The 22,944-nt window shown below is 52.9% G+C and carries 20 protein-coding genes, 3 tRNA genes and 3 rRNA genes; 15 read left to right on the top strand and 11 right to left on the bottom strand.

Annotated features, from left to right (window positions below; all coding sequences use genetic code 11):
- The first annotated feature begins 45 nt into the window (after positions 1 to 45).
- Positions 46 to 1,332, top strand: coding sequence for a tRNA lysidine(34) synthetase TilS (tilS, locus tag NQ842_RS19935; RefSeq protein ID WP_257256242.1), 1,287 nt, complete (start codon positions 46 to 48; stop codon positions 1,330 to 1,332).
- 28 nt (positions 1,333 to 1,360) lie between these two features.
- On the opposite strand, the gene rof is transcribed toward tilS, so the two are convergent.
- Together rof and NQ842_RS19925 are read right to left on the bottom strand one after the other, a co-directional pair.
- Positions 1,361 to 1,621 (bottom strand): Rho-binding antiterminator, encoded by a 261-nt coding sequence (gene rof / locus NQ842_RS19930; protein WP_014830722.1) that lies wholly within the window; start codon positions 1,619 to 1,621, stop codon positions 1,361 to 1,363.
- On the bottom strand, positions 1,608 to 1,808 hold the full coding sequence (locus tag NQ842_RS19925; RefSeq protein ID WP_008501889.1) for a YaeP family protein: 201 nt from the start codon (positions 1,806 to 1,808) through the stop codon (positions 1,608 to 1,610). The genes rof and NQ842_RS19925 overlap by 14 nt, the downstream gene beginning before the upstream one ends.
- Before the next feature lie 196 nt (positions 1,809 to 2,004).
- Here NQ842_RS19925 and NQ842_RS19920 point away from each other — a divergent pair, with 196 nt between their 5' ends.
- The 3 genes from NQ842_RS19920 to nlpE are packed head-to-tail and all read left to right on the top strand — an operon-like array spanning position 2,005 to position 3,702.
- Positions 2,005 to 2,550: a YaeQ family protein gene (locus tag NQ842_RS19920; RefSeq protein ID WP_014830723.1), complete on the top strand. Its 546-nt coding sequence runs from the start codon at positions 2,005 to 2,007 to the stop codon at positions 2,548 to 2,550.
- On the top strand, positions 2,547 to 2,969 hold the full coding sequence (gene arfB, locus NQ842_RS19915) for an alternative ribosome rescue aminoacyl-tRNA hydrolase ArfB (protein ID WP_046889287.1): 423 nt from the start codon (positions 2,547 to 2,549) through the stop codon (positions 2,967 to 2,969). Before NQ842_RS19920 ends, arfB begins: the two co-directional genes overlap by 4 nt.
- 34 nt (positions 2,970 to 3,003) lie before the next feature.
- Entirely contained in the window at positions 3,004 to 3,702 is a 699-nt protein-coding gene (gene nlpE / locus NQ842_RS19910; protein ID WP_046889286.1) for an envelope stress response activation lipoprotein NlpE, read from the top strand.
- 50 nt (positions 3,703 to 3,752) lie between these two features.
- On the opposite strand, the gene proS is transcribed toward nlpE, so the two are convergent.
- The 6 genes from proS to metN form a co-directional block, all read right to left on the bottom strand.
- Positions 3,753 to 5,471 (bottom strand): proline--tRNA ligase, encoded by a 1,719-nt coding sequence (gene proS / locus NQ842_RS19905; protein ID WP_014830726.1) that lies wholly within the window; start codon positions 5,469 to 5,471, stop codon positions 3,753 to 3,755.
- Between the two features lie 112 nt (positions 5,472 to 5,583).
- Positions 5,584 to 6,291: a tRNA (N6-threonylcarbamoyladenosine(37)-N6)-methyltransferase TrmO gene (tsaA, locus tag NQ842_RS19900; protein ID WP_014830727.1), complete on the bottom strand. Its 708-nt coding sequence runs from the start codon at positions 6,289 to 6,291 to the stop codon at positions 5,584 to 5,586.
- Complete coding sequence (rcsF, locus tag NQ842_RS19895) at positions 6,288 to 6,692, bottom strand: Rcs stress response system protein RcsF (protein WP_014830728.1); 405 nt, start codon at positions 6,690 to 6,692, stop codon at positions 6,288 to 6,290. The genes tsaA and rcsF overlap by 4 nt, the downstream gene beginning before the upstream one ends.
- Before the next feature lie 106 nt (positions 6,693 to 6,798).
- Positions 6,799 to 7,614: a methionine ABC transporter substrate-binding lipoprotein MetQ gene (gene metQ, locus NQ842_RS19890; protein ID WP_014830729.1), complete on the bottom strand. Its 816-nt coding sequence runs from the start codon at positions 7,612 to 7,614 to the stop codon at positions 6,799 to 6,801.
- Positions 7,615 to 7,655: 41 nt separating this feature from the next.
- The gene (locus NQ842_RS19885; RefSeq protein WP_014830730.1) at positions 7,656 to 8,309 is read right to left on the bottom strand and encodes a methionine ABC transporter permease MetI; all 654 of its coding nucleotides are present in this window, start codon (positions 8,307 to 8,309) and stop codon (positions 7,656 to 7,658) included.
- Entirely contained in the window at positions 8,302 to 9,333 is a 1,032-nt protein-coding gene (gene metN / locus NQ842_RS19880) for a methionine ABC transporter ATP-binding protein MetN (protein ID WP_014830731.1), read from the bottom strand. Before metN ends, NQ842_RS19885 begins: the two co-directional genes overlap by 8 nt.
- 188 nt (positions 9,334 to 9,521) lie before the next feature.
- Here metN and gmhB point away from each other — a divergent pair, with 188 nt between their 5' ends.
- The 8 genes from gmhB (at position 9,522) to dkgB (ending at position 16,687) form a co-directional block, all read left to right on the top strand.
- Positions 9,522 to 10,088, top strand: coding sequence for a D-glycero-beta-D-manno-heptose 1,7-bisphosphate 7-phosphatase (gene gmhB / locus NQ842_RS19875; protein WP_046889285.1), 567 nt, complete (start codon positions 9,522 to 9,524; stop codon positions 10,086 to 10,088).
- Positions 10,089 to 10,459: 371 nt separating this feature from the next.
- Positions 10,460 to 11,999 (top strand): 16S ribosomal RNA (locus NQ842_RS19870).
- 70 nt (positions 12,000 to 12,069) lie between these two features.
- Positions 12,070 to 12,146, top strand: a tRNA-Ile gene (locus NQ842_RS19865).
- A 106-nt stretch (positions 12,147 to 12,252) separates the two neighbouring features.
- Positions 12,253 to 12,328: transfer RNA gene (locus NQ842_RS19860), tRNA-Ala, on the top strand.
- Positions 12,329 to 12,499: 171 nt separating this feature from the next.
- Positions 12,500 to 15,403: ribosomal RNA gene (locus tag NQ842_RS19855) — 23S ribosomal RNA — on the top strand.
- A gap of 69 nt (positions 15,404 to 15,472) precedes the next feature.
- Positions 15,473 to 15,588: ribosomal RNA gene (rrf, locus tag NQ842_RS19850) — 5S ribosomal RNA — on the top strand.
- The 16S, 23S and 5S rRNA genes sit together here with 3 tRNA genes alongside, the layout of an rRNA operon.
- A gap of 55 nt (positions 15,589 to 15,643) precedes the next feature.
- Positions 15,644 to 15,720, top strand: a tRNA-Asp gene (locus NQ842_RS19845).
- A gap of 163 nt (positions 15,721 to 15,883) precedes the next feature.
- Entirely contained in the window at positions 15,884 to 16,687 is an 804-nt protein-coding gene (dkgB, locus tag NQ842_RS19840; protein ID WP_014830733.1) for a 2,5-didehydrogluconate reductase DkgB, read from the top strand.
- A 29-nt stretch (positions 16,688 to 16,716) separates the two neighbouring features.
- Here the strand turns inward: dkgB and yafC are convergent, their stop codons facing one another.
- Positions 16,717 to 17,622 (bottom strand): DNA-binding transcriptional regulator YafC, encoded by a 906-nt coding sequence (gene yafC / locus NQ842_RS19835; protein WP_063412777.1) that lies wholly within the window; start codon positions 17,620 to 17,622, stop codon positions 16,717 to 16,719.
- A 104-nt stretch (positions 17,623 to 17,726) separates the two neighbouring features.
- Between yafC and NQ842_RS19830 the strand changes: the two genes are divergently transcribed.
- From NQ842_RS19830 to NQ842_RS19820, 3 genes are all read left to right on the top strand, one after another.
- A complete protein-coding gene (locus NQ842_RS19830) occupies positions 17,727 to 18,902 on the top strand; it encodes an MFS transporter (protein ID WP_014830735.1) in 1,176 nt (391 codons plus the stop codon).
- Between the two features lie 137 nt (positions 18,903 to 19,039).
- Positions 19,040 to 19,837, top strand: a complete 798-nt coding sequence (locus tag NQ842_RS19825; RefSeq protein ID WP_014830736.1) for an endonuclease/exonuclease/phosphatase family protein — start codon at positions 19,040 to 19,042, stop codon at positions 19,835 to 19,837.
- A gap of 77 nt (positions 19,838 to 19,914) precedes the next feature.
- Positions 19,915 to 20,688 (top strand): class I SAM-dependent methyltransferase, encoded by a 774-nt coding sequence (locus NQ842_RS19820; RefSeq protein WP_014830737.1) that lies wholly within the window; start codon positions 19,915 to 19,917, stop codon positions 20,686 to 20,688.
- A gap of 50 nt (positions 20,689 to 20,738) precedes the next feature.
- On the opposite strand, the gene mltD is transcribed toward NQ842_RS19820, so the two are convergent.
- Entirely contained in the window at positions 20,739 to 22,103 is a 1,365-nt protein-coding gene (gene mltD, locus NQ842_RS19815; RefSeq protein ID WP_257256241.1) for a murein transglycosylase D, read from the bottom strand.
- Positions 22,104 to 22,171: 68 nt separating this feature from the next.
- Complete coding sequence (gene gloB, locus NQ842_RS19810) at positions 22,172 to 22,930, bottom strand: hydroxyacylglutathione hydrolase (protein ID WP_257256240.1); 759 nt, start codon at positions 22,928 to 22,930, stop codon at positions 22,172 to 22,174.
- Between the last annotated feature and the right edge of the window lie 14 nt (positions 22,931 to 22,944).

Below are 22,944 nucleotides of genomic sequence, written 5' to 3'. Positions count from 1 at the left end.
TGATAATGCCCGCTCAGTTCGGGCATTTTTTATGTGTAATTCTCTATGACCTTACCCGCTATTGCGCAAGCCGTTTCACCGTACCGCCAGTTGCTGGTGGGATTTAGCGGTGGACTGGATTCCACTGTGCTGCTTCATCGCCTCAAACTCTGGCGCGATCAACAACCTGATATTCAGCTCCGGGCGATGCATATCCATCACGGGCTGAGTCCGCATGCCGATGCCTGGGTGTCGCACTGTGAAGCGGTGTGCTCGGCCTGGGGGATCCCGCTGGTGATTGAACGGGTGATTCTCAGGGACGAGGGGCTGGGGATTGAAGCCCAGGCGCGTAAGGCGCGCTATGCTGCGTTTGCCGCGGCATTACAGCCAGGCGAAGCGCTGGTCACAGCACAGCACCTGGACGATCAATGCGAAACCTTTTTGCTGGCGCTAAAACGGGGAAGTGGCCCGGCGGGGCTCTCCGGCATGCCTGAACGCTCTGATTTCACCGGGACGCAATTATTGCGTCCGTTGCTAGGTGAGACACGCGCATCGCTGGAAGCCTGGGCGCGGGAATACCAGCTGAGCTGGATCGAAGATGAAAGTAATCAGGACGATAGCTACGACCGTAACTTCCTGCGTCTGCGCGTTGTACCGCTACTGACCGAACGCTGGCCGCATTTTGCTGACGCAACAGCAAGAAGCGCCATGCTGTGTGCCGAACAGGAGAGCCTGCTGGATGAGCTGCTGAGTGAACAGCTGGCTGAAGTGATTTCCGTAAACGGGGCGCTGGCGATTGCGCCGCTGGAGGCGATGAGTCCGGTTCGTCGGGCCGCACTGCTGCGCCGTTGGCTGGCCTCTCACCATGCAACAATGCCATCGCGTGCCATGCTGGGACGTATCTGGGACGAAGTCGCCCTGGCGCGGGAGGATGCGACGCCGTGTGTGCACCTGAACGGTTTTGACGTCAGGCGCTTTAAAGGAGAGCTCTGGTGGGTTAAATCGATCCCCTCGCTTACGGACGCGGTGCTCGCCTGGCCGTCGCATGATGAGCCGCTGGTGTTGCCCTGTGATATCGGAAGCCTGTCTCTGGTGACGCCCGGTCATGTACGTTTACCGAAAGCCGATGAACCGGTCACCGTGCGCTTTAAGGCCAGCGGTATGCTGCACATTGTCGGACGTAACGGTGGAAGGAAGCTCAAAAAAATCTGGCAGGAGTGCAATGTGCCGCCCTGGTTACGAGATACCACCCCATTACTTTTCTACGGTGAAACGCTGATTGCGGCTGCAGGGGTGTTCATTACAGAAGAGGGGTGGACAGAAACGGGTGTAAGTCTGGAGTGGAAAGCGTAACGGGCAGCCAGGCTGCCCGTTAATGACATCAGGATTCGCTCACCACGACGGTGCCGATTTGCGGGTGGCTGAAGCTGGCAATTTTGTCCAGGCGTAGCTCACGCGTCGCACCGGCATCTTCCACTATCAGATATTCCACATTCTTACGTGAAACCAGGTCGCTGGCTTTCGCCTTCAACACTTCGCCATCTTTTAACTCCAGCGTCAGTATTAAATGATGCTGGCAGGCGAGTTCGAGGTTGTCATAGTCATCACAATTGATGGGTTGATAAGTATCATTCATCGACATAATCGCTCACCAGTAAATTCGCCGCAGCATACGCTGCTTTTTCCCTGACCGATTCTGAAAGGCTCTCATCAGAGGCCACTTCATTAAGCACTTTCAATACACAGCCCAACGCATCCGGGACATACCCCAGATCTCCGCTGGCGATTTCCGCATACCGTTTGCGAATTAGCTCACAATAATTATTCACATCCCCTCCCGCCAGCGCACTGACTTACTGTGAGATATCATTAAGCCTACGAAGATAAACTCGGTTTAGCAAGGTGACTATACCATACTCATTTAAGCAATATCAGAGCCTTGATAGCCCCGTATTCATCACGGCGTAACAGCCTTTTGCCGCTGTTTTCGCTACAATGTGCGCCTGATTCGAAAGGAGTTCTCCCATGGCGCTGAAAGCGACAATTTATAAAGCGGTGGTCAATGTGGCTGACCTTGACCGCAACCAGTTTCTGGATGCGTCACTGACGCTGGCGCGTCACCCCTCTGAAACCCAGGAGCGCATGATGCTGCGCCTGCTGGCATGGATTAAATATGCCGACGAGCGTCTGCAGTTTACCCGTGGCTTAAGTGCAGAAGACGAGCCAGAAGCCTGGCTGCGCAACGATCATCTGGGTATCGATTTATGGATTGAACTCGGCCTGCCGGATGAACGTCGCCTTAAAAAGGCGTGTACCCAGTCTGCGGAAGTGGCGCTATTCGCGTATAACCAACGCGCTGCGGAAATCTGGTGGCAGCAAAACAAGAGCAAGTGCGGACAATTTAAAAACCTCACGGTCTGGTATCTGGATGATGAACAACTGGCGCACCTGAGCGAGTTCGCCAGCCGGACGATGGTGCTGCAGGCGACGATTCAGGATGGCGCGATCTGGCTTTCTGACTCTCAGAATAATCTGGAAATTCATTTGACGGCGTGGCAGCCTGCGTCATGATTGTGTTGTCCCGCAACGTCAGCATCCCCGACAATGAGCTGGAGATCACTGCCATCCGCGCTCAGGGAGCCGGAGGGCAGCATGTTAACAAGGCTTCAACGGCTATCCATTTGCGCTTTGACATTCGGGCCTCAAGCCTGCCAGAGTATTATAAGGAAAGTCTGCTCGCCGCCAGTCATCACCTGATCACCAGTGACGGTGTCATTGTGATCAAGGCGCAGGAGTACCGTAGCCAGGAGTTAAACCGGGAAGCGGCGATTGCCAGGCTGGTGGCGGTGATAAAAGAATTAACTGCGGTGCAAAAAAGCCGTCGGGCAACGCGACCAACCCGCGCATCGAAAGAGCGTCGGTTGTCGTCGAAGGCCCAAAAATCCACAGTGAAAGCACTACGCGGTAAAGTTCGTCGCCCTATGGATTGACGAAAAGGAACACTATTTTCATAAGGAATTCATTGTGAAAAAAACATTATGGTCAGCGCTGGCAGTGAGTACGCTCTTTGCGCTTTTCGGGTGTAACAACCGTTCGGAAACGCAGGTCCTGCAGCCAACGCAGAATGAAGAATTAAAACCAATGCAGCAGAGCTGGCGCGGTGTACTGCCTTGTGCCGACTGTGAAGGCATTGAAACGTCACTGTTCCTGCAAAAAGACGGTACGTGGGTCATGAATCAGCGTTATCAGGGCGCGAAAGAGCCCTCCTCTTTTGCGACTTACGGGACATGGGCACGCACGGCCGAGAAGCTGGTGTTGACAGATACGAGCGGTGAGAAAACGTATTTCCGCGCCAAGGGCGAGGGGATGGAGATGCTCGACCGTGAAGGCAATCCGATTGAATCCCAGCTCAACTATACGCTGGCACCGGTGAAAGCGGCTCTGCCAGCCACGCCGATGCCGATGCGGGGCATGTATTTCTATATGGCTGATGCAGCCATCTTTACAGATTGCGCAACAGGTAAGAAGGTGAGCGTGGCGAACAACGCTCAACTGGAGCGGGATTATGCGGTCGCGCGCGGCAATGACAGCAAGCCGGTATTACTGACGGTGGACGGTCACTTTACGCTGGAGCCAAACCCGGATAGCGGCGAGTTGGTGAAAACCCTGGTGGCAGATAAAGACGCGAAGTTCGCGGCAGGTAAAGACTGTAATAGCAAATAACGCTGTCATTGCGCCATAAAAAAACCCCGCTCAGGCGGGGTTTTTCTTATTTAACCTTTGATGGCTTTCACCAGGTAATCAAGGATATCACCGGTCTTGATCATCTGTTTTTCGCCGCTACGACGGTATTTATATTCAATCTCGTCGCTGTCGAGGTTACGGTCACCGATAACGATGGTGTGAGGAATACCAATCAGTTCCATATCAGCAAACATCACGCCCGGACGCTCTTTACGGTCGTCCATCAGCACTTCGATACCCTGCGCGCGCAGCTCTGCGTACAGTTTCTCAGCCAGCTCCTGCACACGGTAAGATTTGTGCATGTTCATTGGCAGGATCGCCACCTGGAACGGCGCGATGTTATCCGGCCAGACAATGCCACGCTCGTCGTAGTTCTGCTCAATCGCCGCAGCCACCACGCGCGTTACCCCGATACCGTAGCAACCCATGGTCAGGATCTGGTTACGGCCATCTTCACCCTGAACGGCAGCGTTCAGCGCACGGGAATATTTATCACCCAGCTGGAAGATGTGGCCCACTTCGATGCCGCGTTTAATCATCAGGGTACCCTGACCATCCGGGCTTGGATCACCGGCGACGACGTTGCGGATATCCGCCACTTCTGGCGTTGCCACATCGCGATCCCAGTTGATGCCGAAGTAGTGTTTGCCATCAATGTTAGCGCCGGCGGCGAAGTCGCTCATCGCAGCGACCGTGCGGTCAATCACAACAGGCACTGGCATATTCACCGGACCCAGTGAACCTGGGCCTGCGTTCACTACGGCGCGGATTTCCGCTTCCGTTGCAAAGGTCAGTGGGCTGGCCACCTGTGGCAGCTTCTCTGCTTTCACTTCGTTCAGCTCGTGGTCACCGCGAACCAGCAGGGCAACCAGCGGGTATGCACTGCCTTCTGTGGATTTCACCAGCAGCGTTTTAACGGTTTTTTCGACTGGCAGAGCAAACTGCTCAACCAGCTCGGCAATGGTTTTTGCGTTCGGCGTGTCAACCAGCGTCATTTCCTGGGTTGCCGCAGCACGCGGTTCTTTTGGTGCCAGTGCTTCAGCAAATTCAATGTTCGCTGCGTAGTCAGAGGAATCAGAGAAGATCACATCGTCTTCACCGCTTTGCGCCAGAACCTGGAATTCATGGGACGCGCTACCACCGATAGAGCCGGTATCGGCCTGTACAGCACGGAAATCCAGACCCATGCGGGAGAAGATTTTGCTGTAAGCCTCGTACATTTTGTCGTAGGTCTCTTGCAGAGATTCCTGAGACGTATGGAAAGAGTACGCATCTTTCATCAGGAATTCGCGAGAACGCATAACGCCGAAACGTGGGCGAACTTCGTCACGGAACTTGGTCTGGATCTGGAAGAAGTTCAACGGCAGCTGTTTGTAAGAGCTCAGCTCATTACGAATCAGATCGGTAATCACTTCTTCATGCGTCGGGCCGAGGACGAACGGACGCTCGCCACGGTCAACGAAGCGCAGCAGTTCCGGGCCATATTGCTCCCAACGGCCGCTCTCTTGCCACAGGTCAGCGGGCTGAACCACGGGCATGGACACCTCGATAGCACCGGCGTTGTTCATCTCTTCACGCACGATGTTTTCGACTTTTTTCAGGACGCGCACGCCGGTCGGCAGCCAGGTGTACAACCCGGAGGCCAGCTTGCGGATCATCCCGGCGCGCAGCATCAGCTGATGGCTGATGACTTCGGCGTCGGCAGGTGTCTCCTTCAGAGTGGAGAGCAGATATTGGCTAGTACGCATGTTGTTACGGTTCCATTTCGACGATTGGAACAGGCTGAAACACCAGCCTGACACAAAAAAAGTGGTTTAGTTTACCAGTGTGGCAAAGATGCCAAAAGAGAGGAAAAGAAAATTACCTGGGTTCCAGGGCAAACACTTCAAAACCGGTCTCCGTCACGCGCCAGCGGACATTAAAATCAAGCAGCCAGACGGCGTAGGTTTTCCCGGCTTCCTCTTCTTTACGGTAGGCTGGACGCGGGTCCTGTGCCAGTACTTCTACGATAAAGTCCCGCAAACGGGGATAGCGCTTTTCCAGTTGGCCAAGTTGCGTCAGTAGCGCTGGCGTGAAGTGAACCGGCATGTCCGCCTGCGGTGCTTGTTGGGCATAGCTGGCCCTGGCATCCGGTAAAGCTTCGGCAAAAGGCAGATAGGGTTTGATGTCGATAACCGGCGTGCCATCAACCAGATCAAGGCTGCCTAACTCCAGTATCACCTGATCTTTCTGGCAGCGTATGCCCTTCAGCTCAACCAGCGACATGCCGATCGGGTTTGGACGAAAGGTAGAACGGGTTGCGAATACCCCCATCCTGGCATTTCCGCCAAGACGAGGAGGGCGCACCGTGGGACGCCAGCCACCGTCCATTGTCTGGTGAAACACAAACACAACCCATAAGTGGCTGAACGCCTCGAGCCCGCGTACCGCATCGGCCTGATTATAGGGGGCAACCAAATGAAGTTCACCGCCACCGCTGGTGACCAGACCTGGCTGGCGTGGCACGGCAAACTTCTCTTTGTAAGGAGAGCGGATAACGCCTATCTGTTCGAACTGAAATGCACTCATTTCGCCGAAATGGTCAGCGCCGAACCAATACATACCGCCTGACGATAGCAACCTGGTGTACCGCTGGTGACTTCACAGCTGTGCAGCAGTACCGCGTTGGCTTTCATTTTGGCCGCGTTGATCTGCATACGCTTACGGGCTGTCGGAATGTTGGGTGGGGAGTCCTGGTTGGTTGCCTGACAGGATTCACCGCTCACCTCACCCAGTTCACGGAAAGGCTTGCCCACAAGTTCGTCGGCTTTGGTAATGATACGTACCGGCGCAGGGCGAGGCGCTTTAGGTTTTACGGGCTCTGCTTTTGGCGGGGTTGCAGTGCTTTGAACGGGTTCAACTGGAGATCTGCTTAGCATAGAACAGCCGCTCAGCATCAGTGCTAAAAGACAGATCGGTAAAGCACGCATAATAATTCCTCAATGGATAATCAAAACGTCAGATATTGAATCAGTTGACTGCACAAATGACAAGACGGGCAGAAGCCCGTCTTGATGATATTACACTGAGGTGAGATTACCAGCCTTTAACCGCGCCGCCGTTAAACACTTTGTTGGCTTCCTGGTAAACTTCGTCAGACTGATAAGCCTGAACGAATTTCTTCACGTTTTCCGCGTCTTTGTTGTCTTCGCGAGTCACGATCAGGTTAACGTACGGGGAATCTTTGTCTTCAACAAAGATACCGTCTTTTGCCGGGGTCAGGCCAATCTGGCTGGCGTAGGTGGTGTTGATCACCGCGAGTGCAATCTGCGCATCGTCCAGAGAGCGCGGCAGCTGTGGCGCTTCCAGCTCAACAATTTTCAGATTTTTCGGGTTCTCGGTCACGTCGAGAACGGTCGGCAGCAGACCAACACCGTCTTTCAGTTTGATCAGGCCCACTTTCTGCAGCAGCAGCAGGGAACGGCCCAGGTTGGTTGGATCGTTTGGCACCGCTACCTGAGAGCCAGGCTGCAGTTCGTCCAGCGATTTAATTTTCTTGGAGTAGCCCGCGATTGGGTAAACGAAGGTGTTACCCACAGCAACCAGTTTGTAACCGCGATCCTTGATCTGCTGATCCAGATACGGTTTGTGCTGGAAGGCGTTGGCGTCGATATCGCCTTTGCTCAGCGCTTCGTTCGGCAGAACGTAATCATTGAAGGTCACCAGCTCAACATCAAGGCCATACTTCTCTTTTGCCACTTTCTGAGCGGTTTCAGCAACCTGCTGTTCCGCACCCACGATAACGCCCACTTTAATGTGGTTTGGATCTTTTTCGTCCTGACCACAACCCACCAGTGCCAGAGAGCCGATCAGCGCGCCTGCTGCTGCAAAGGTCTTTAATTTAAACGCCATGTTTTTATCCTTAACTCGTCGAGTTTGTGTTGTGTGTAACGTTATTTGTGCGTAACAGCCCGGACGATGCGATCGCCAGAGAACTGGATAAGATAAACCAGTACTACCAGCAATATCAGAACGGTATTCATTACGGTCGCGTTATATCCAATATAGCCGTATTGGTAACCAATTTGACCTAAACCGCCAGCGCCAACCGCACCGCCCATTGCGGAATAACCCACCAGGGTGATAAGCGTAATGGTCGCCGCGTTGACCAGGCCTGGCAGTGCTTCCGGCAGCAGAACCTTGCGTACGATCTGCATCGGCGTGGCACCCATCGCACGGGAGGCTTCGATCAACCCGGTTGGAATTTCCAGCAGGGCGTTTTCAACCATACGCGCGATAAACGGCGCAGCGCCGACAGTCAGCGGAACGATGGCCGCCTGCAGTCCGATAGAGGTACCGACAATCACGCGGGTGAATGGAATCATCCATACCAGCAGAATAATGAATGGGATAGAACGGAAGATATTCACCAGCGCAGAGAGCGTGCGGTACAGCTTCGCGTTCTCAATGATTTGACCCGGACGTGTTACGTACAGCAGTACGCCGACCGGCAGGCCAATCACAAAACCAAAGAAACCGGATACAAAGGTCATTGCCAGCGTTTCCCAAACGCCGCGAACCAGCAGCCACATCATCGGCTCAGACATAACCCAGTACCTCTATTTTTACGTGATGTTCTTGCAGCCAGGCAATTGCCGCCTGGGTTTCTTCTTGTGTGCCGTGCATTTCCGTCAGCATGATGCCGAACTTCACGCCGCCGGCGTAATCCATCTGCGCGCTGATGATATTGTTGTTCACATTGAAGCGGCGCGCGGTTTCGGAAAGCAGCGGCGCATCGACGGACTGACCGGTGAACTCCATACGCAGCATAGGAACGCTGTCTGCCGTAGGTTCTGTTTTCAATCGCTCCAGATAATCTTCCGGAATGTCCAGATGCAGTGTGGACTGAATAAATTGCTGCGCCAGTGGGGTCTTCGGATGCGAGAACACTTCACTTACCGTGTCCTGCTCTATCAGTTCACCGTTGCTGATCACGGCAACACAGTCACAGATGCGTTTTACGACATCCATCTCATGCGTAATAAGGAGGATCGTCAGGCCGAGACGACGGTTAATGTCTTTCAGCAGTTCCAGAATAGAACGTGTGGTGGCCGGGTCTAACGCGCTGGTGGCCTCATCGCACAGCAGCACTTTGGGATTGCTTGCCAGCGCACGGGCAATGGCCACACGCTGCTTTTGGCCGCCGGAGAGATTGGCCGGATAGCTATCATGTTTATCACCCAGACCAACGAGATCCAGCAGTTCGGTTACGCGACGCTTAACCTCGTCTTTAGGCGTGTTGTCGAGCTCCAGCGGTAAGGCAACGTTGCCGAACACCGTGCGTGAGGCCAGTAAGTTAAAGTGCTGGAAGATCATGCCAATCTGGCGACGCGCTTTAGTCAGTTCTTTTTCTGAGAGCGCGGTCAGTTCTTGTCCGCCAACTTCTACGCTGCCCTGGGTTGGGCGCTCAAGCAGGTTAACACAACGGATCAGTGTACTTTTACCTGCACCCGATGCGCCAATGACGCCATAAATCTGACCAGCAGGAACATGCAGGCTGACATTGTTCAGCGCCTGAATGGTTCGGTTCCCCTGCTGGAACACTTTGGTGATATTGGAAAGTTTAATCATTAGATTATTTTTATCGTATGTAAGTTAGCCGTGGCATTTTCTTCTGCCAGATACGGGTGATGACCGTAAACAAAACGGATGTTAAGGCATCCAGACGTCTAAATCAATCCAACTCTGTGCGATGAGCACTTTATTGCGCTGCGATTCATGAGATACTAGCTGAACATGCCTTTTTCAGGAGCAAACCGGTGGCAAAATCAGTACCCGCAATTTTTCTCGATCGTGATGGCACCATTAATGTCGATCACGGTTATGTCCATGAGATTGATGAGTTCGAGTTTATCGAAGGCGTAATCGATGCCATGCGCCAGCTGAAAGAGATGGGCTATGCGCTGGTGGTTGTCACCAACCAGTCTGGCATTGCACGTGGCAAATTCACCGAAGCGCAATTCGAAACGCTGACGGAATGGATGGACTGGTCACTTGCTGACCGCGGTGTTGATCTTGATGGCATCTACTATTGTCCGCATCACCCGCAGGGAACCGTAGACGAGTATCGCCAGACCTGTGATTGCCGTAAGCCGCACCCGGGGATGTTTATCTCGGCGCAGGAATTTCTGCATATTGATATGGCCGCTTCTTATATGGTGGGCGACAAACTGGAAGATATGCAGGCGGCAACCGCGGCGGGTGTGGGTACCAAAGTATTAGTTCGCACCGGCAAGCCCGTGACGCCTGAAGCAGAGACTGCAGCGGATTGGGTGATTAATAGTCTGGCCGAGCTGCCTGAAACGATTAAAAAGCACCAAAAATAGACGTTTTGGCGAAAAGATGAGCGGTTGAAATGAAAATGCATATTTCCGCTTGTCATTCCCCGGCGGCTGCCTATAATGCGCCTCCATCGACACGGCGGATGTGAATCACTTCACAAACAACCCGGTCGGTTGAAGAGAAAAAATCCTGAAAATCAGGGTTGACTCTGAAAGAGGAAAGCGTAATATACGCCACCTCGCGACAGAGCGCTGAAGCGCGTCGCAACTGCTCTTTAACAATTTATCAGACAATCTGTGTGGGCACTCAAAGTGACATGGATTCTTAATGTCTTCGGACACTAAATGAATACCAAGTCTCAACGAGTGAACACGTAATTCATTACGAAGTTTAATTCATTGAGCATCAAACTTTTAAATTGAAGAGTTTGATCATGGCTCAGATTGAACGCTGGCGGCAGGCCTAACACATGCAAGTCGAACGGTAGCACAGAGAGCTTGCTCTCGGGTGACGAGTGGCGGACGGGTGAGTAATGTCTGGGAAACTGCCTGATGGAGGGGGATAACTACTGGAAACGGTAGCTAATACCGCATAACGTCGCAAGACCAAAGAGGGGGACCTTCGGGCCTCTTGCCATCAGATGTGCCCAGATGGGATTAGCTAGTAGGTGGGGTAACGGCTCACCTAGGCGACGATCCCTAGCTGGTCTGAGAGGATGACCAGCCACACTGGAACTGAGACACGGTCCAGACTCCTACGGGAGGCAGCAGTGGGGAATATTGCACAATGGGCGCAAGCCTGATGCAGCCATGCCGCGTGTATGAAGAAGGCCTTCGGGTTGTAAAGTACTTTCAGCGGGGAGGAAGGTGTTGTGGTTAATAACCACAGCAATTGACGTTACCCGCAGAAGAAGCACCGGCTAACTCCGTGCCAGCAGCCGCGGTAATACGGAGGGTGCAAGCGTTAATCGGAATTACTGGGCGTAAAGCGCACGCAGGCGGTCTGTCAAGTCGGATGTGAAATCCCCGGGCTCAACCTGGGAACTGCATTCGAAACTGGCAGGCTAGAGTCTTGTAGAGGGGGGTAGAATTCCAGGTGTAGCGGTGAAATGCGTAGAGATCTGGAGGAATACCGGTGGCGAAGGCGGCCCCCTGGACAAAGACTGACGCTCAGGTGCGAAAGCGTGGGGAGCAAACAGGATTAGATACCCTGGTAGTCCACGCCGTAAACGATGTCGATTTGGAGGTTGTGCCCTTGAGGCGTGGCTTCCGGAGCTAACGCGTTAAATCGACCGCCTGGGGAGTACGGCCGCAAGGTTAAAACTCAAATGAATTGACGGGGGCCCGCACAAGCGGTGGAGCATGTGGTTTAATTCGATGCAACGCGAAGAACCTTACCTGGTCTTGACATCCACAGAACTTTCCAGAGATGGATTGGTGCCTTCGGGAACTGTGAGACAGGTGCTGCATGGCTGTCGTCAGCTCGTGTTGTGAAATGTTGGGTTAAGTCCCGCAACGAGCGCAACCCTTATCCTTTGTTGCCAGCGGTTAGGCCGGGAACTCAAAGGAGACTGCCAGTGATAAACTGGAGGAAGGTGGGGATGACGTCAAGTCATCATGGCCCTTACGACCAGGGCTACACACGTGCTACAATGGCGCATACAAAGAGAAGCGACCTCGCGAGAGCAAGCGGACCTCATAAAGTGCGTCGTAGTCCGGATTGGAGTCTGCAACTCGACTCCATGAAGTCGGAATCGCTAGTAATCGTAGATCAGAATGCTACGGTGAATACGTTCCCGGGCCTTGTACACACCGCCCGTCACACCATGGGAGTGGGTTGCAAAAGAAGTAGGTAGCTTAACCTTCGGGAGGGCGCTTACCACTTTGTGATTCATGACTGGGGTGAAGTCGTAACAAGGTAACCGTAGGGGAACCTGCGGTTGGATCACCTCCTTACCTTAAAGAACCTGCCTTTGTAGTGCTCACACAGATTGTCTGATGAAAAACAGCAGTAAAAAACCTCTACAGGCTTGTAGCTCAGGTGGTTAGAGCGCACCCCTGATAAGGGTGAGGTCGGTGGTTCAAGTCCACTCAGGCCTACCAAATTTTCCCTGATACTGCGTTGCGGCAACGCTCACATACTGATGTATGCGTCGCGTTACCACGCCTTGTCTCAGGAAAAATTACCGGTACAGAGGTTGCAAACGATGGGGCTATAGCTCAGCTGGGAGAGCGCCTGCTTTGCACGCAGGAGGTCTGCGGTTCGATCCCGCATAGCTCCACCATCTTTTACTGCGAACACAAGAAAACTTCAGAGTGAACCTGAAAAGGTGCACTGCGAAGTTTTGCTCTTTAAAAATCTGGATCAAGCTGAAAATTGAAACGACACACATGTTATGTGTGTTCGAGTCTCTCAAATTTTCGCAATCATGAAGTGAAACATCTTCGGGTTGTGAGGTTAAGCGACTAAGCGTACACGGTGGATGCCCTGGCAGTCAGAGGCGATGAAGGACGTGCTAATCTGCGAAAAGCGCCGGCGAGGTGATATGAACCCTTGACCCGGCGATGTCCGAATGGGGAAACCCAGTGCAATTCGTTGCACTATCGTTAACTGAATACATAGGTTAACGAGGCGAACCGGGGGAACTGAAACATCTAAGTACCCCGAGGAAAAGAAATCAACCGAGATTCCCCCAGTAGCGGCGAGCGAACGGGGAGCAGCCCAGAGTCTGAATCAGCTTGTGTGTTAGTGGAAGCGTCTGGAAAGTCGCACGGTACAGGGTGACAGTCCCGTACACGAAAATGCACAGGTTGTGAACTCGAAGAGTAGGGCGGGACACGTGGTATCCTGTCTGAATATGGGGGGACCATCCTCCAAGGCTAAATACTCCTGACTGACCGATAGTGAACCAGTACCGTGAGGGAAAGGCGAAAAGAACCCCGGCGAGGGGAGTGAAAAAGAACCTGAAACCGTGTACGTACAAGCAGTGGGAGCACCTTCGGGTGTGACTGCGTACCTTTTGTATAATGGGTCAGCGACTTATATTCTGTAGCAAGGTTAACCGTATAGGGGAGCCGAAGGGAAACCGAGTCTTAACTGGGCGTTAAGTTGCAGGGTATAGACCCGAAACCCGGTGATCTAGCCATGGGCAGGTTGAAGGTTGGGTAACACTAACTGGAGGACCGAACCGACTAATGTTGAAAAATTAGCGGATGACTTGTGGCTGGGGGTGAAAGGCCAATCAAACCGGGAGATAGCTGGTTCTCCCCGAAAGCTATTTAGGTAGCGCCTCGTGAATTCATCTTCGGGGGTAGAGCACTGTTTCGGCTAGGGGGCCATCCCGGCTTACCAACCCGATGCAAACTACGAATACCGAAGAATGTTATCACGGGAGACACACGGCGGGTGCTAACGTCCGTCGTGAAGAGGGAAACAACCCAGACCGCCAGCTAAGGTCCCAAAGTCATGGTTAAGTGGGAAACGATGTGGGAAGGCCCAGACAGCCAGGATGTTGGCTTAGAAGCAGCCATCATTTAAAGAAAGCGTAATAGCTCACTGGTCGAGTCGGCCTGCGCGGAAGATGTAACGGGGCTAAACCATGCACCGAAGCTGCGGCAGCGACACTATGTGTTGTTGGGTAGGGGAGCGTTCTGTAAGCCGTTGAAGGTGGCCTGTGAGGGTTGCTGGAGGTATCAGAAGTGCGAATGCTGACATAAGTAACGATAAAGCGGGTGAAAAGCCCGCTCGCCGGAAGACCAAGGGTTCCTGTCCAACGTTAATCGGGGCAGGGTGAGTCGACCCCTAAGGCGAGGCCGAAAGGCGTAGTCGATGGGAAACAGGTTAATATTCCTGTACTTGGTGTTACTGCGAAGGGGGGACGGAGAAGGCTATGTTAGCCGGGCGACGGTTGTCCCGGTTTAAGCATGTAGGCGGAGGTTCCAGGTAAATCCGGTACCTTTTTAACGCTGAGGTGTGATGACGAGGCACTACGGTGCTGAAGTAACAAATGCCCTGCTTCCAGGAAAAGCCTCTAAGCATCAGGTAACACGAAATCGTACCCCAAACCGACACAGGTGGTCAGGTAGAGAATACCAAGGCGCTTGAGAGAACTCGGGTGAAGGAACTAGGCAAAATGGTGCCGTAACTTCGGGAGAAGGCACGCTGATATGTAGGTGAAGCCCCTGCGGGTGGAGCTGAAATCAGTCGAAGATACCAGCTGGCTGCAACTGTTTATTAAAAACACAGCACTGTGCAAACACGAAAGTGGACGTATACGGTGTGACGCCTGCCCGGTGCCGGAAGGTTAATTGATGGGGTTAGCGGTAACGCGAAGCTCTTGATCGAAGCCCCGGTAAACGGCGGCCGTAACTATAACGGTCCTAAGGTAGCGAAATTCCTTGTCGGGTAAGTTCCGACCTGCACGAATGGCGTAATGATGGCCAGGCTGTCTCCACCCGAGACTCAGTGAAATTGAACTCGCTGTGAAGATGCAGTGTACCCGCGGCAAGACGGAAAGACCCCGTGAACCTTTACTATAGCTTGACACTGAACACTGGTCCTTGATGTGTAGGATAGGTGGGAGGCTTTGAAGCGTGGACGCCAGTCTGCGTGGAGCCAACCTTGAAATACCACCCTTTAATGGCTGGTGTTCTAACGTAGACCCGTAATCCGGGTTGCGGACAGTGTCTGGTGGGTAGTTTGACTGGGGCGGTCTCCTCCCAAAGAGTAACGGAGGAGCACGAAGGTTAGCTAATCCTGGTCGGACATCAGGAGGTTAGTGCAATGGCATAAGCTAGCTTGACTGCGAGAGTGACGGCTCGAGCAGGTGCGAAAGCAGGTCATAGTGATCCGGTGGTTCTGAATGGAAGGGCCATCGCTCAACGGATAAAAGGTACTCCGGGGATAACAGGCTGATACCGCCCAAGAGTTCATATCGACGGCGGTGTTTGGCACCTCGATGTCGGCTCATCACATCCTGGGGCTGAAGTAGGTCCCAAGGGTATGGCTGTTCGCCATTTAAAGTGGTACGCGAGCTGGGTTTAGAACGTCGTGAGACAGTTCGGTCCCTATCTGCCGTGGGCGCTGGAGAATTGAGGGGGGCTGCTCCTAGTACGAGAGGACCGGAGTGGACGCATCACTGGTGTTCGGGTTGTCATGCCAATGGCACTGCCCGGTAGCTAAATGCGGAAGAGATAAGTGCTGAAAGCATCTAAGCACGAAACTTGCCCCGAGATGAGTTCTCCCTGAGACTTAAAGTCTCCTGAAGGAACGTTGAAGACGACGACGTTGATAGGTCGGGTGTGTAAGCGCAGCGATGCGTTGAGCTAACCGATACTAATGAACCGTGAGGCTTAACCTTACAACGCCGAAGCTGTTTCGGCGGTGAGAGACAGAAGATTTTCAGCCTGATACAGATTAACAGAATTTGCCTGGCGGCTTTAGCGCGGTGGTCCCACCTGACCCCATGCCGAACTCAGAAGTGAAACGCCGTAGCGCCGATGGTAGTGTGGGGTCTCCCCATGTGAGAGTAGGGAACTGCCAGGCATCAAATTAAGTAGTAAGCCGGTGCATTAATCCGGTGGTTACAGCAGTCTTCGGTGGAGCGGTAGTTCAGTCGGTTAGAATACCTGCCTGTCACGCAGGGGGTCGCGGGTTCGAGTCCCGTCCGTTCCGCCACTTATTAAAAGCCCTGAGTTAACGCTCAGGGCTTTTTTCTTATCTGTTTCCCAATTATTGCTAAATCAGCAAAAATCCTCTGCGTTTTACGACCTTTTTCAGCATAACGGCAGAAGCGATAATCTTCCTCAGTTAACGAACATTACGAATAACGAGGAATGACATGACTATCCCTGCATTAGGCCTGGGCACTTTCCGCCTGAAAGACGACGTTGTTATCGCATCGGTCAAAACCGCCCTTGAACTTGGCTATCGCGCAATTGATACCGCGCAGATTTATGAAAATGAAGCTGCGGTTGGCCAGGCGATTGAAGAAAGCGGCGTACCGCGTAACGAACTTTTTATCACCACCAAAATCTGGATCGAGAACCTCGGCAAAGACAAGCTGATCCCAAGTCTGAAAGAGAGCCTGAAGAAGCTGCGTACAGACTATGTTGATCTGACGCTGATCCACTGGCCTTCTCCGAATGATGCCGTTTCTGTGGAAGAATTCATGCAGGCGCTGCTGGAAGCGAAAAAGCAGGGCTTAACCCGTGAAATTGGCATTTCCAACTTCACCATCCCGTTGATGGAAAAAGCCATTGCCGCCGTTGGTGCAGAGAACATTGCGACGAACCAGATCGAGTTGTCCCCCTACCTGCAAAACCGCAACGTGGTGGACTGGGCCAGACAGCACGGCATCCACATCACCTCTTACATGACGCTGGCATACGGTAAAGCGCTGAAAGATGAAGTCATTGCACGTATTGCTGATAAACATAACGCGACGGCTGCACAGGTGATCCTGGCCTGGGCGATGGGTGAAGGTTACGCCGTTATTCCATCGTCAACGAAGCGTGAAAATCTGGCCAGCAACCTGTTAGCGGTGGATCTCCAGCTGGACGACGAAGACAAAAAAGCGATCGCTGCCCTGGAATGCAACGATCGCCTGGTGAGCCCGGAAGGTTTAGCGCCAGACTGGGATTAATATTGACCCACCCTCTGTACGCTTAACCCTCACACAGCTCCTTCGGGAGCTGTTTTTATATGCTCGCTCAGGAAGTCGATAAAGGCACGGATACGCGTGCTCACGGCTCTGTCGCTGTAGTAAACCGCACTGAAAGGCATCTCTACCGGCAAACGTTTATCTGCCATTAGCTCCACAAGCTCACCGCGCGCAATTTCTTTATCTATCATGTAATCAGACAAACAGGCGATCCCGTTTCCTTCGAGACACAGCTGCTTCAGCGTTTCCCCGCTGTTGGAGGACAACCCGCAGGTGATCTCATACAGCTGACCGTCAGGGCAGGCGACAGGCCAGGTATTCAGTGATACCGGCTCCGTGAAACCCAGACACAGATGCTGCTTCAGCTCTTCAACGGTTTCAGGTTTACCGTGCTCCGCGATGTATTGCGGTGAGGCGATGATTTTCCGGTAGCTGGCAAACAGAGGACGTGCGCGCAGGCTTGAGTCCGTCAGGGTTCCCGCCCGGATCGCCACGTCGACTTTACGTTCAATAAGGTTGATAAAGGTCTCGGAGGAGACCAAAGAGAGCGTCATCTCCGGATAGCGTTCACGAAAAGGTTTAATCAGCGGCATCAGAAAGTGCAGAACCACCGGTGTGGCCGCATCAATACGCAGCAACCCACGCGGTGTGCTGCGCGTTTCCATGATCTCGGTCTCTGCTGCAGCCATCTCCTGTAAGACAGACTGCACGCGGCGGAAATACCGTTCACCTTCTTCCGTCAGGCTCAACTGCCGCGTCGTTCGGTTGAGAAGACTCACCCCAAGCTTCATCTCAAGCTTTTTCACCGAGCGGCTAACGGCAGAGTTTGCCTGCCCCAGCTGCTCTGCCGCGCGGCTAAAACTGCCACTTTCGACGACGGCGACAAAGATTGTCAGCTCTTCCGACGTTGCTTTCATTGTTGCACCACCTGCAAAATTCTATTGATATTTTGACCATTTTTGTTATTTAACCACTGGCGCATACTGCCTGTCATCTTAATCCTGATGATATGGAGTATTTTATGCCACTGGCGCTACTTGCCCTGACGATCAGTGCCTTTGCAATTGGCACGACTGAATTTGTTATTGTAGGACTGGTTCCTACCATCGCTAACCAGCTTGCTATCTCATTACCTTCAGCCGGGCTGTTGGTCTCTATCTATGCTTTGGGTGTCGCTGTCGGCGCGCCCGTACTGACGGCGTTGACCGGACGATTCCCGCGTAAGCAACTGCTGGTCGCGCTGATGGTGCTCTTCACCGCCGGCAATATTCTGGCCTGGCAGGCGCCGGACTACACGACGCTGGTCATTGCCCGCCTGCTGACAGGCCTCGCGCATGGTGTGTTCTTCTCAATCGGTTCCACCATTGCAACCAGCCTGGTGCCGAAAGAGAAAGCCGCATCAGCCATTGCGATCATGTTTGGTGGATTGACCGTCGCACTGGTCACCGGCGTACCATTAGGGACGTTCATCGGGCAACATTTCGGCTGGCGTGAAACCTTCCTCGCGGTCTCCTTGCTGGGCGTAATTGCCCTGGTGGCCAGCCTGCTGCTGGTTCCGTCGAATATTCCCGGCCGTGCAAGCGCAAGCCTGAGCGATCAACTGAAGGTGCTCACACATCCTCGTTTGCTGATCATTTATGCCGTTACGGCGCTGGGTTATGGCGGGGTATTCACTGCTTTCACCTTCCTTGCTCCAATGATGCAGGATCTGGCTGGCTTCTCTCCAGCAGCGGTAAGCTGGATTTTACTGGGGTATGGCGTCTCTGTGGCCATTGGCAATATCTGGGGCGGTAAGCTTGCGGATAAGCATGGTGCAGTACCGGCGCTTAAGTTTATCTTTGCGGCACTGGTCGTCCTGCTGATGATCTTCCAGTTCACGGCATCGATTCAGTACGCCGCACTGGTAACGGTGCTGGTCATGGGTATCTTTGCCTTTGGTAATGTACCCGGCCTGCAGGTTTACGTGGTGCAAAAAGCCGAGCGCTATACGCCAAATGCGGTGGACGTGGCTTCAGGTCTGAACATTGCCGCCTTCAACATTGGTATCGCTATCGGTTCCATCGTTGGCGGGCAGACGGTGGAACACTTCGGCTTAACCCAAACCCCGTGGATTGGTGCCGTCATTGTTCTCGTTGCCTTCCTGCTGATTGGTCTGAGCGGACGCCTTGATAAACCCTCTCGCGTAGCGCTTGGTTAAACCTCAGTAAGTGCTTGCTTACAAAACTGGAAAGAGGTTTCTCAGTAATTGCGTTGAAAGTGTGACCTAAAATCCCTATAACATTAGAACCAGTCCGTTTTCCGGGCTGGTTCATGTTACAGAGGCTGTTTCCAAAAGTGCGAAAAAATACTTATGCCATGCGTTATGTTGCCGGAATGCCCGCGGAGAGGATCTTACCTCCGGGGTCGTTTGCGAGCATCAGCCAGGCATTACCTGCCGGTACACCGTTAAGCAGTGATGAAAAAATTCGGGTGCTGGTGTGGAATATCTTTAAACAGCAGCGTGCGGAGTGGTTATCCGTACTCAAGAATTTTGGCAAAGACGCCCATCTGGTGCTGCTGCAGGAGGCGCAAACCACGCCTGAGCTGGTAAGGTTTGCAACCACTAACTATCTCGCCGCCGACCAGGTGCCCGCATTTGTGTTACCGCAACATCCCTCTGGCGTGATGACCCTTTCTGCCGCCCATCCGGTCTATTGCTGTCCGCTGCGCGAGCGCGAGCCAATCCTGCGTCTGGCAAAATCGGCACTGGTGACGGTTTATCCGTTGCCGGACACGCGGCTGCTGATGGTCGTGAATATCCACGCGGTAAACTTCAGTCTGGGCGTGGATGTGTATAGTAAGCAGTTACTTCCCATTGGCGACCAGATTGCTCATCACAGTGGGCCAATCATTATGGCCGGGGATTTCAATGCCTGGAGCCGTCCACGCATGAACGCGTTGTATCGCTTTGCCCGGGAAATGTCGCTGCGTGAAGTCCGTTTTAGTGATGACCAGCGCAAGAAAGCGTTTGGTCGTCCTCTCGATTTCGTCTTCTATCGTGGTTTGAGTGTGCATGACGCCTCTGTTCTAGTCACTCGCGCCTCCGATCACAACCCGCTACTAGTAGAATTCAGTCCCGGCAAACCTGATTAAACATGGTGAGTCAGGTCTGCCGTGGGGCAGGCCTGTTGAGTGCTGCCCTTTATTTTAACCAACGCAAGGACAGTACAATGACAACAACACACTCTCATCACGACAATGTCGAAAAACAGTTTGGTTCCCAGGCAAATGCCTATCTGAACAGCGCCGTACACGCTTCCGGCCGCGATCTGGTGCGTCTTGGCGAGCGTCTCGCGGCGTTCCCGCAGGCGACCGTGCTGGATTTAGGCTGTGGAGCAGGGCATGCCAGCTTCACTGCTGCGCAGCATGTGGCTCAGGTTACGGCGTATGATTTATCCAGCCAGATGCTGGAAGTGGTGGCTGAGGCGGCAAAAGCCAAAGGGCTCAACAACGTCGATACGCGCCAGGGCTATGCCGAATCCTTACCTTTCGAAGAGGCATCGTTTGACGTGGTAATCAGCCGTTACTCCGCGCACCACTGGCATGATGTCGGTCAGGCATTGCGGGAAGTCAAACGTGTGCTGAAGCCGGGCGGGACCGCCATCATTATGGATGTCATGTCTCCGGGTCATCCGGTACGGAATATCTGGCTGCAGACGGTTGAAGCGCTGCGTGACACCTCGCACGTGCAGAATTACTCGAGTGGGGAGTGGTTAACGTTTATCACTGAGGCCGGTTTAATTTCACGTTCACTGATAACCGATCGCCTGCCGCTGGAATTTAGCTCGTGGATCGCACGTATGCGCACCCCGGACGCGTTAAGCCAGGCCATACGGTTGTATCAGGACAGTGCTTCCTCAGAGGTGAAGGCCTACTTTGAATTGCAGGATGACGGTTCGTTTACCAGCGATACCATCATGGTTGAAGCGCAAAAAGCGAAGTAAAAAAAAAGCACCGAGGGGAATCGGTGCCTTTTTATCTTTGTATCGTGTAATCAGGAGTCTGGCGTGGCGCTGTTTTTCACAAACAGCGTCAGCTGGTCGCCTGGTTGCAGGTTGTCAGTATCGTTATTCCAGCGCATCACATCTTTAATGTTCACGCCGTGTCGTTTTGCGATACTGGACAGTGAATCGCCTTTACGCACGCGATAGGTAATGCTATCGCTGTTACTGGCGAGACGCTGTGCGCTGCTACCCGCACCCACCGTCAGTGTCTGACCCACTCTCAGGCCCGAGCTGCGCAGGTTATTCCACTGCTGCAGATCTTTTGCTGTCACGCCAAGACGTGATGCAATACCCGAAAGCGTATCACCGCTACGAACCTTATAGCTGCGGCTGTTGACTGATGATGCATCCGCAATCAGCGTTGACTGAACGGCGGCAATTTCACCAGACGCTAAAGACTCACGTAACTGTTCAGCATGTTTCTGCGGAACCATCACATACTGTGGGCCACTCGCCCCCAGCGTTGAGCCTTTAACACCCGCGTTAAAGGTTTTCAGTTTACTTACCGACATACCCGTCATATCGGCAACCTGTTGAATATCAACCGGGTTGCTGAGGCGAACGCGCGCCAGCGCACGACTTTCGTCTGGTGTTGGCAGTTGTACACCGTAACGCTTGCTGTTTTTGAGAATATCACTCAACGCCAGCATCTTCGGTACGTAAATCTTCGTTTCCTGTGGCAGTGAGAGCGACCAAAAATCGGTGGATTTACCCCGTGCTTTATTCGCTTTCATTGCCTTCAGTACACGACCTTCGCCACTATTATACGCCGCAACCGTTAACAACCAGTCGCCGTCAAACATCTTGTTCAGACGTTGCATCATGTCGAGAGCGGCTGTCGTGGAAGCGACAACATCGCGACGCGCATCATAGTTACGGGTCTGTTTCAAACCGTAATTTCGCCCCGTGCTCGGAATGATCTGCCAAATACCTGCGGCATTGGCGCCAGACGTCGCGTGTGGGTCAAAAGCGCTCTCCACTATGGGTAGGAGTACCAGCTCGATAGGCATGTTACGTTTCTTAACTTGCCCGGCTATCCAGTACATATACGGCTCTGCCCGTAACGTTACATCGTGGAGATAGCTCTTATTTCTTAAATACTTCTGTTTCTGTTCGCGAATCCGGCTGTTTTCCGGAATTCCCATCTTTAGCTCGTCGCCAATAGAGGTCCACAAGTTTTGATCCTGCGCGAAAGATGTCCCATCGTCCAACCAACGCGCTGAGCTTGTAAACTTCCCTGCTTCCCCTTGACCAGCTGCAGAAAGGCTCTGTGCGTGCTGTTGTACGTTGCTGCCGTTCTGCGACTGGCAACCTACAAGCAGGACAGAGGCGAGTAAGATCGCTTTTGCCTTCATGTGTGTGTCAATAGTTGCTTAAAAGACGAGCGATGATAACGGCGAAATTTTGAAAAGGCAACCCGCAATTATCTGAAGTTATCTTTCTTTGACCTTAACCATGCAAATCGTTGTTCTGGTTGTTGCAATTTTGTTTCTTGGTTAATTTTATTAATTAAATCAACATCATCTGTTCTGAGAAATAAATTAATTTTACGCTCGTTTTTCAGAATTACGGGGAGTGTTTTTTGGTTTTTTGCACGTAACTCCTTCACTTTCTGATAATAATCCTGAATCGCCCGATCCTCGGGTAAAATGCTTGCCGCAAACTTCATATTTCCTAATGTATACTCATGAGCGCAACAAATAACGGTATCGTCGGGTAAGGCGTTAATCTTCTGTAAAGACTGATACATCTGGGCTGGTGTGCCTTCAAACAGTCTTCCACAGCCGCCAGAAAACAGCGTATCACCGCAAAACAGATAAGGTTTGCTGTAGAAACACAGATGTCCCAAAGTGTGACCTGGTGTAGCAAATACGGAAAACTCCCACTCGCGTATGAGGATATTTTCGCCTTCTTCGACTAATTGCGTGGTTCCCTTATCTTGTGCCTCTGCCGGTCCGTAAACCACCAGATGCTGGAACCGGGCGCGCAGCTCAGGCACACCGCCGGTGTGATCGTGATGATGGTGGGTCAGAAGGATGGCTTCAGGCTGCCAGCCATTCTCTTTTATGGCCTGCAGAACCGGGGCGGACTCACCGGGGTCGACGATGACGCATCGACGCTCGTCGTCAACTAAAACCCAGATGTAATTGTCCTCAAAGGCAGGAATACTGATAAGATTCATACATTACCTCTTAT

It is taken from the genome of Enterobacter cloacae complex sp. R_G8 (assembly GCF_024599795.1).
Lineage (GTDB): Bacteria > Pseudomonadota > Gammaproteobacteria > Enterobacterales > Enterobacteriaceae > Enterobacter > Enterobacter dissolvens.
Note: the sequence above shows the minus strand (reverse complement) of the source record. Positions and strands in the feature narration are given on the sequence as shown.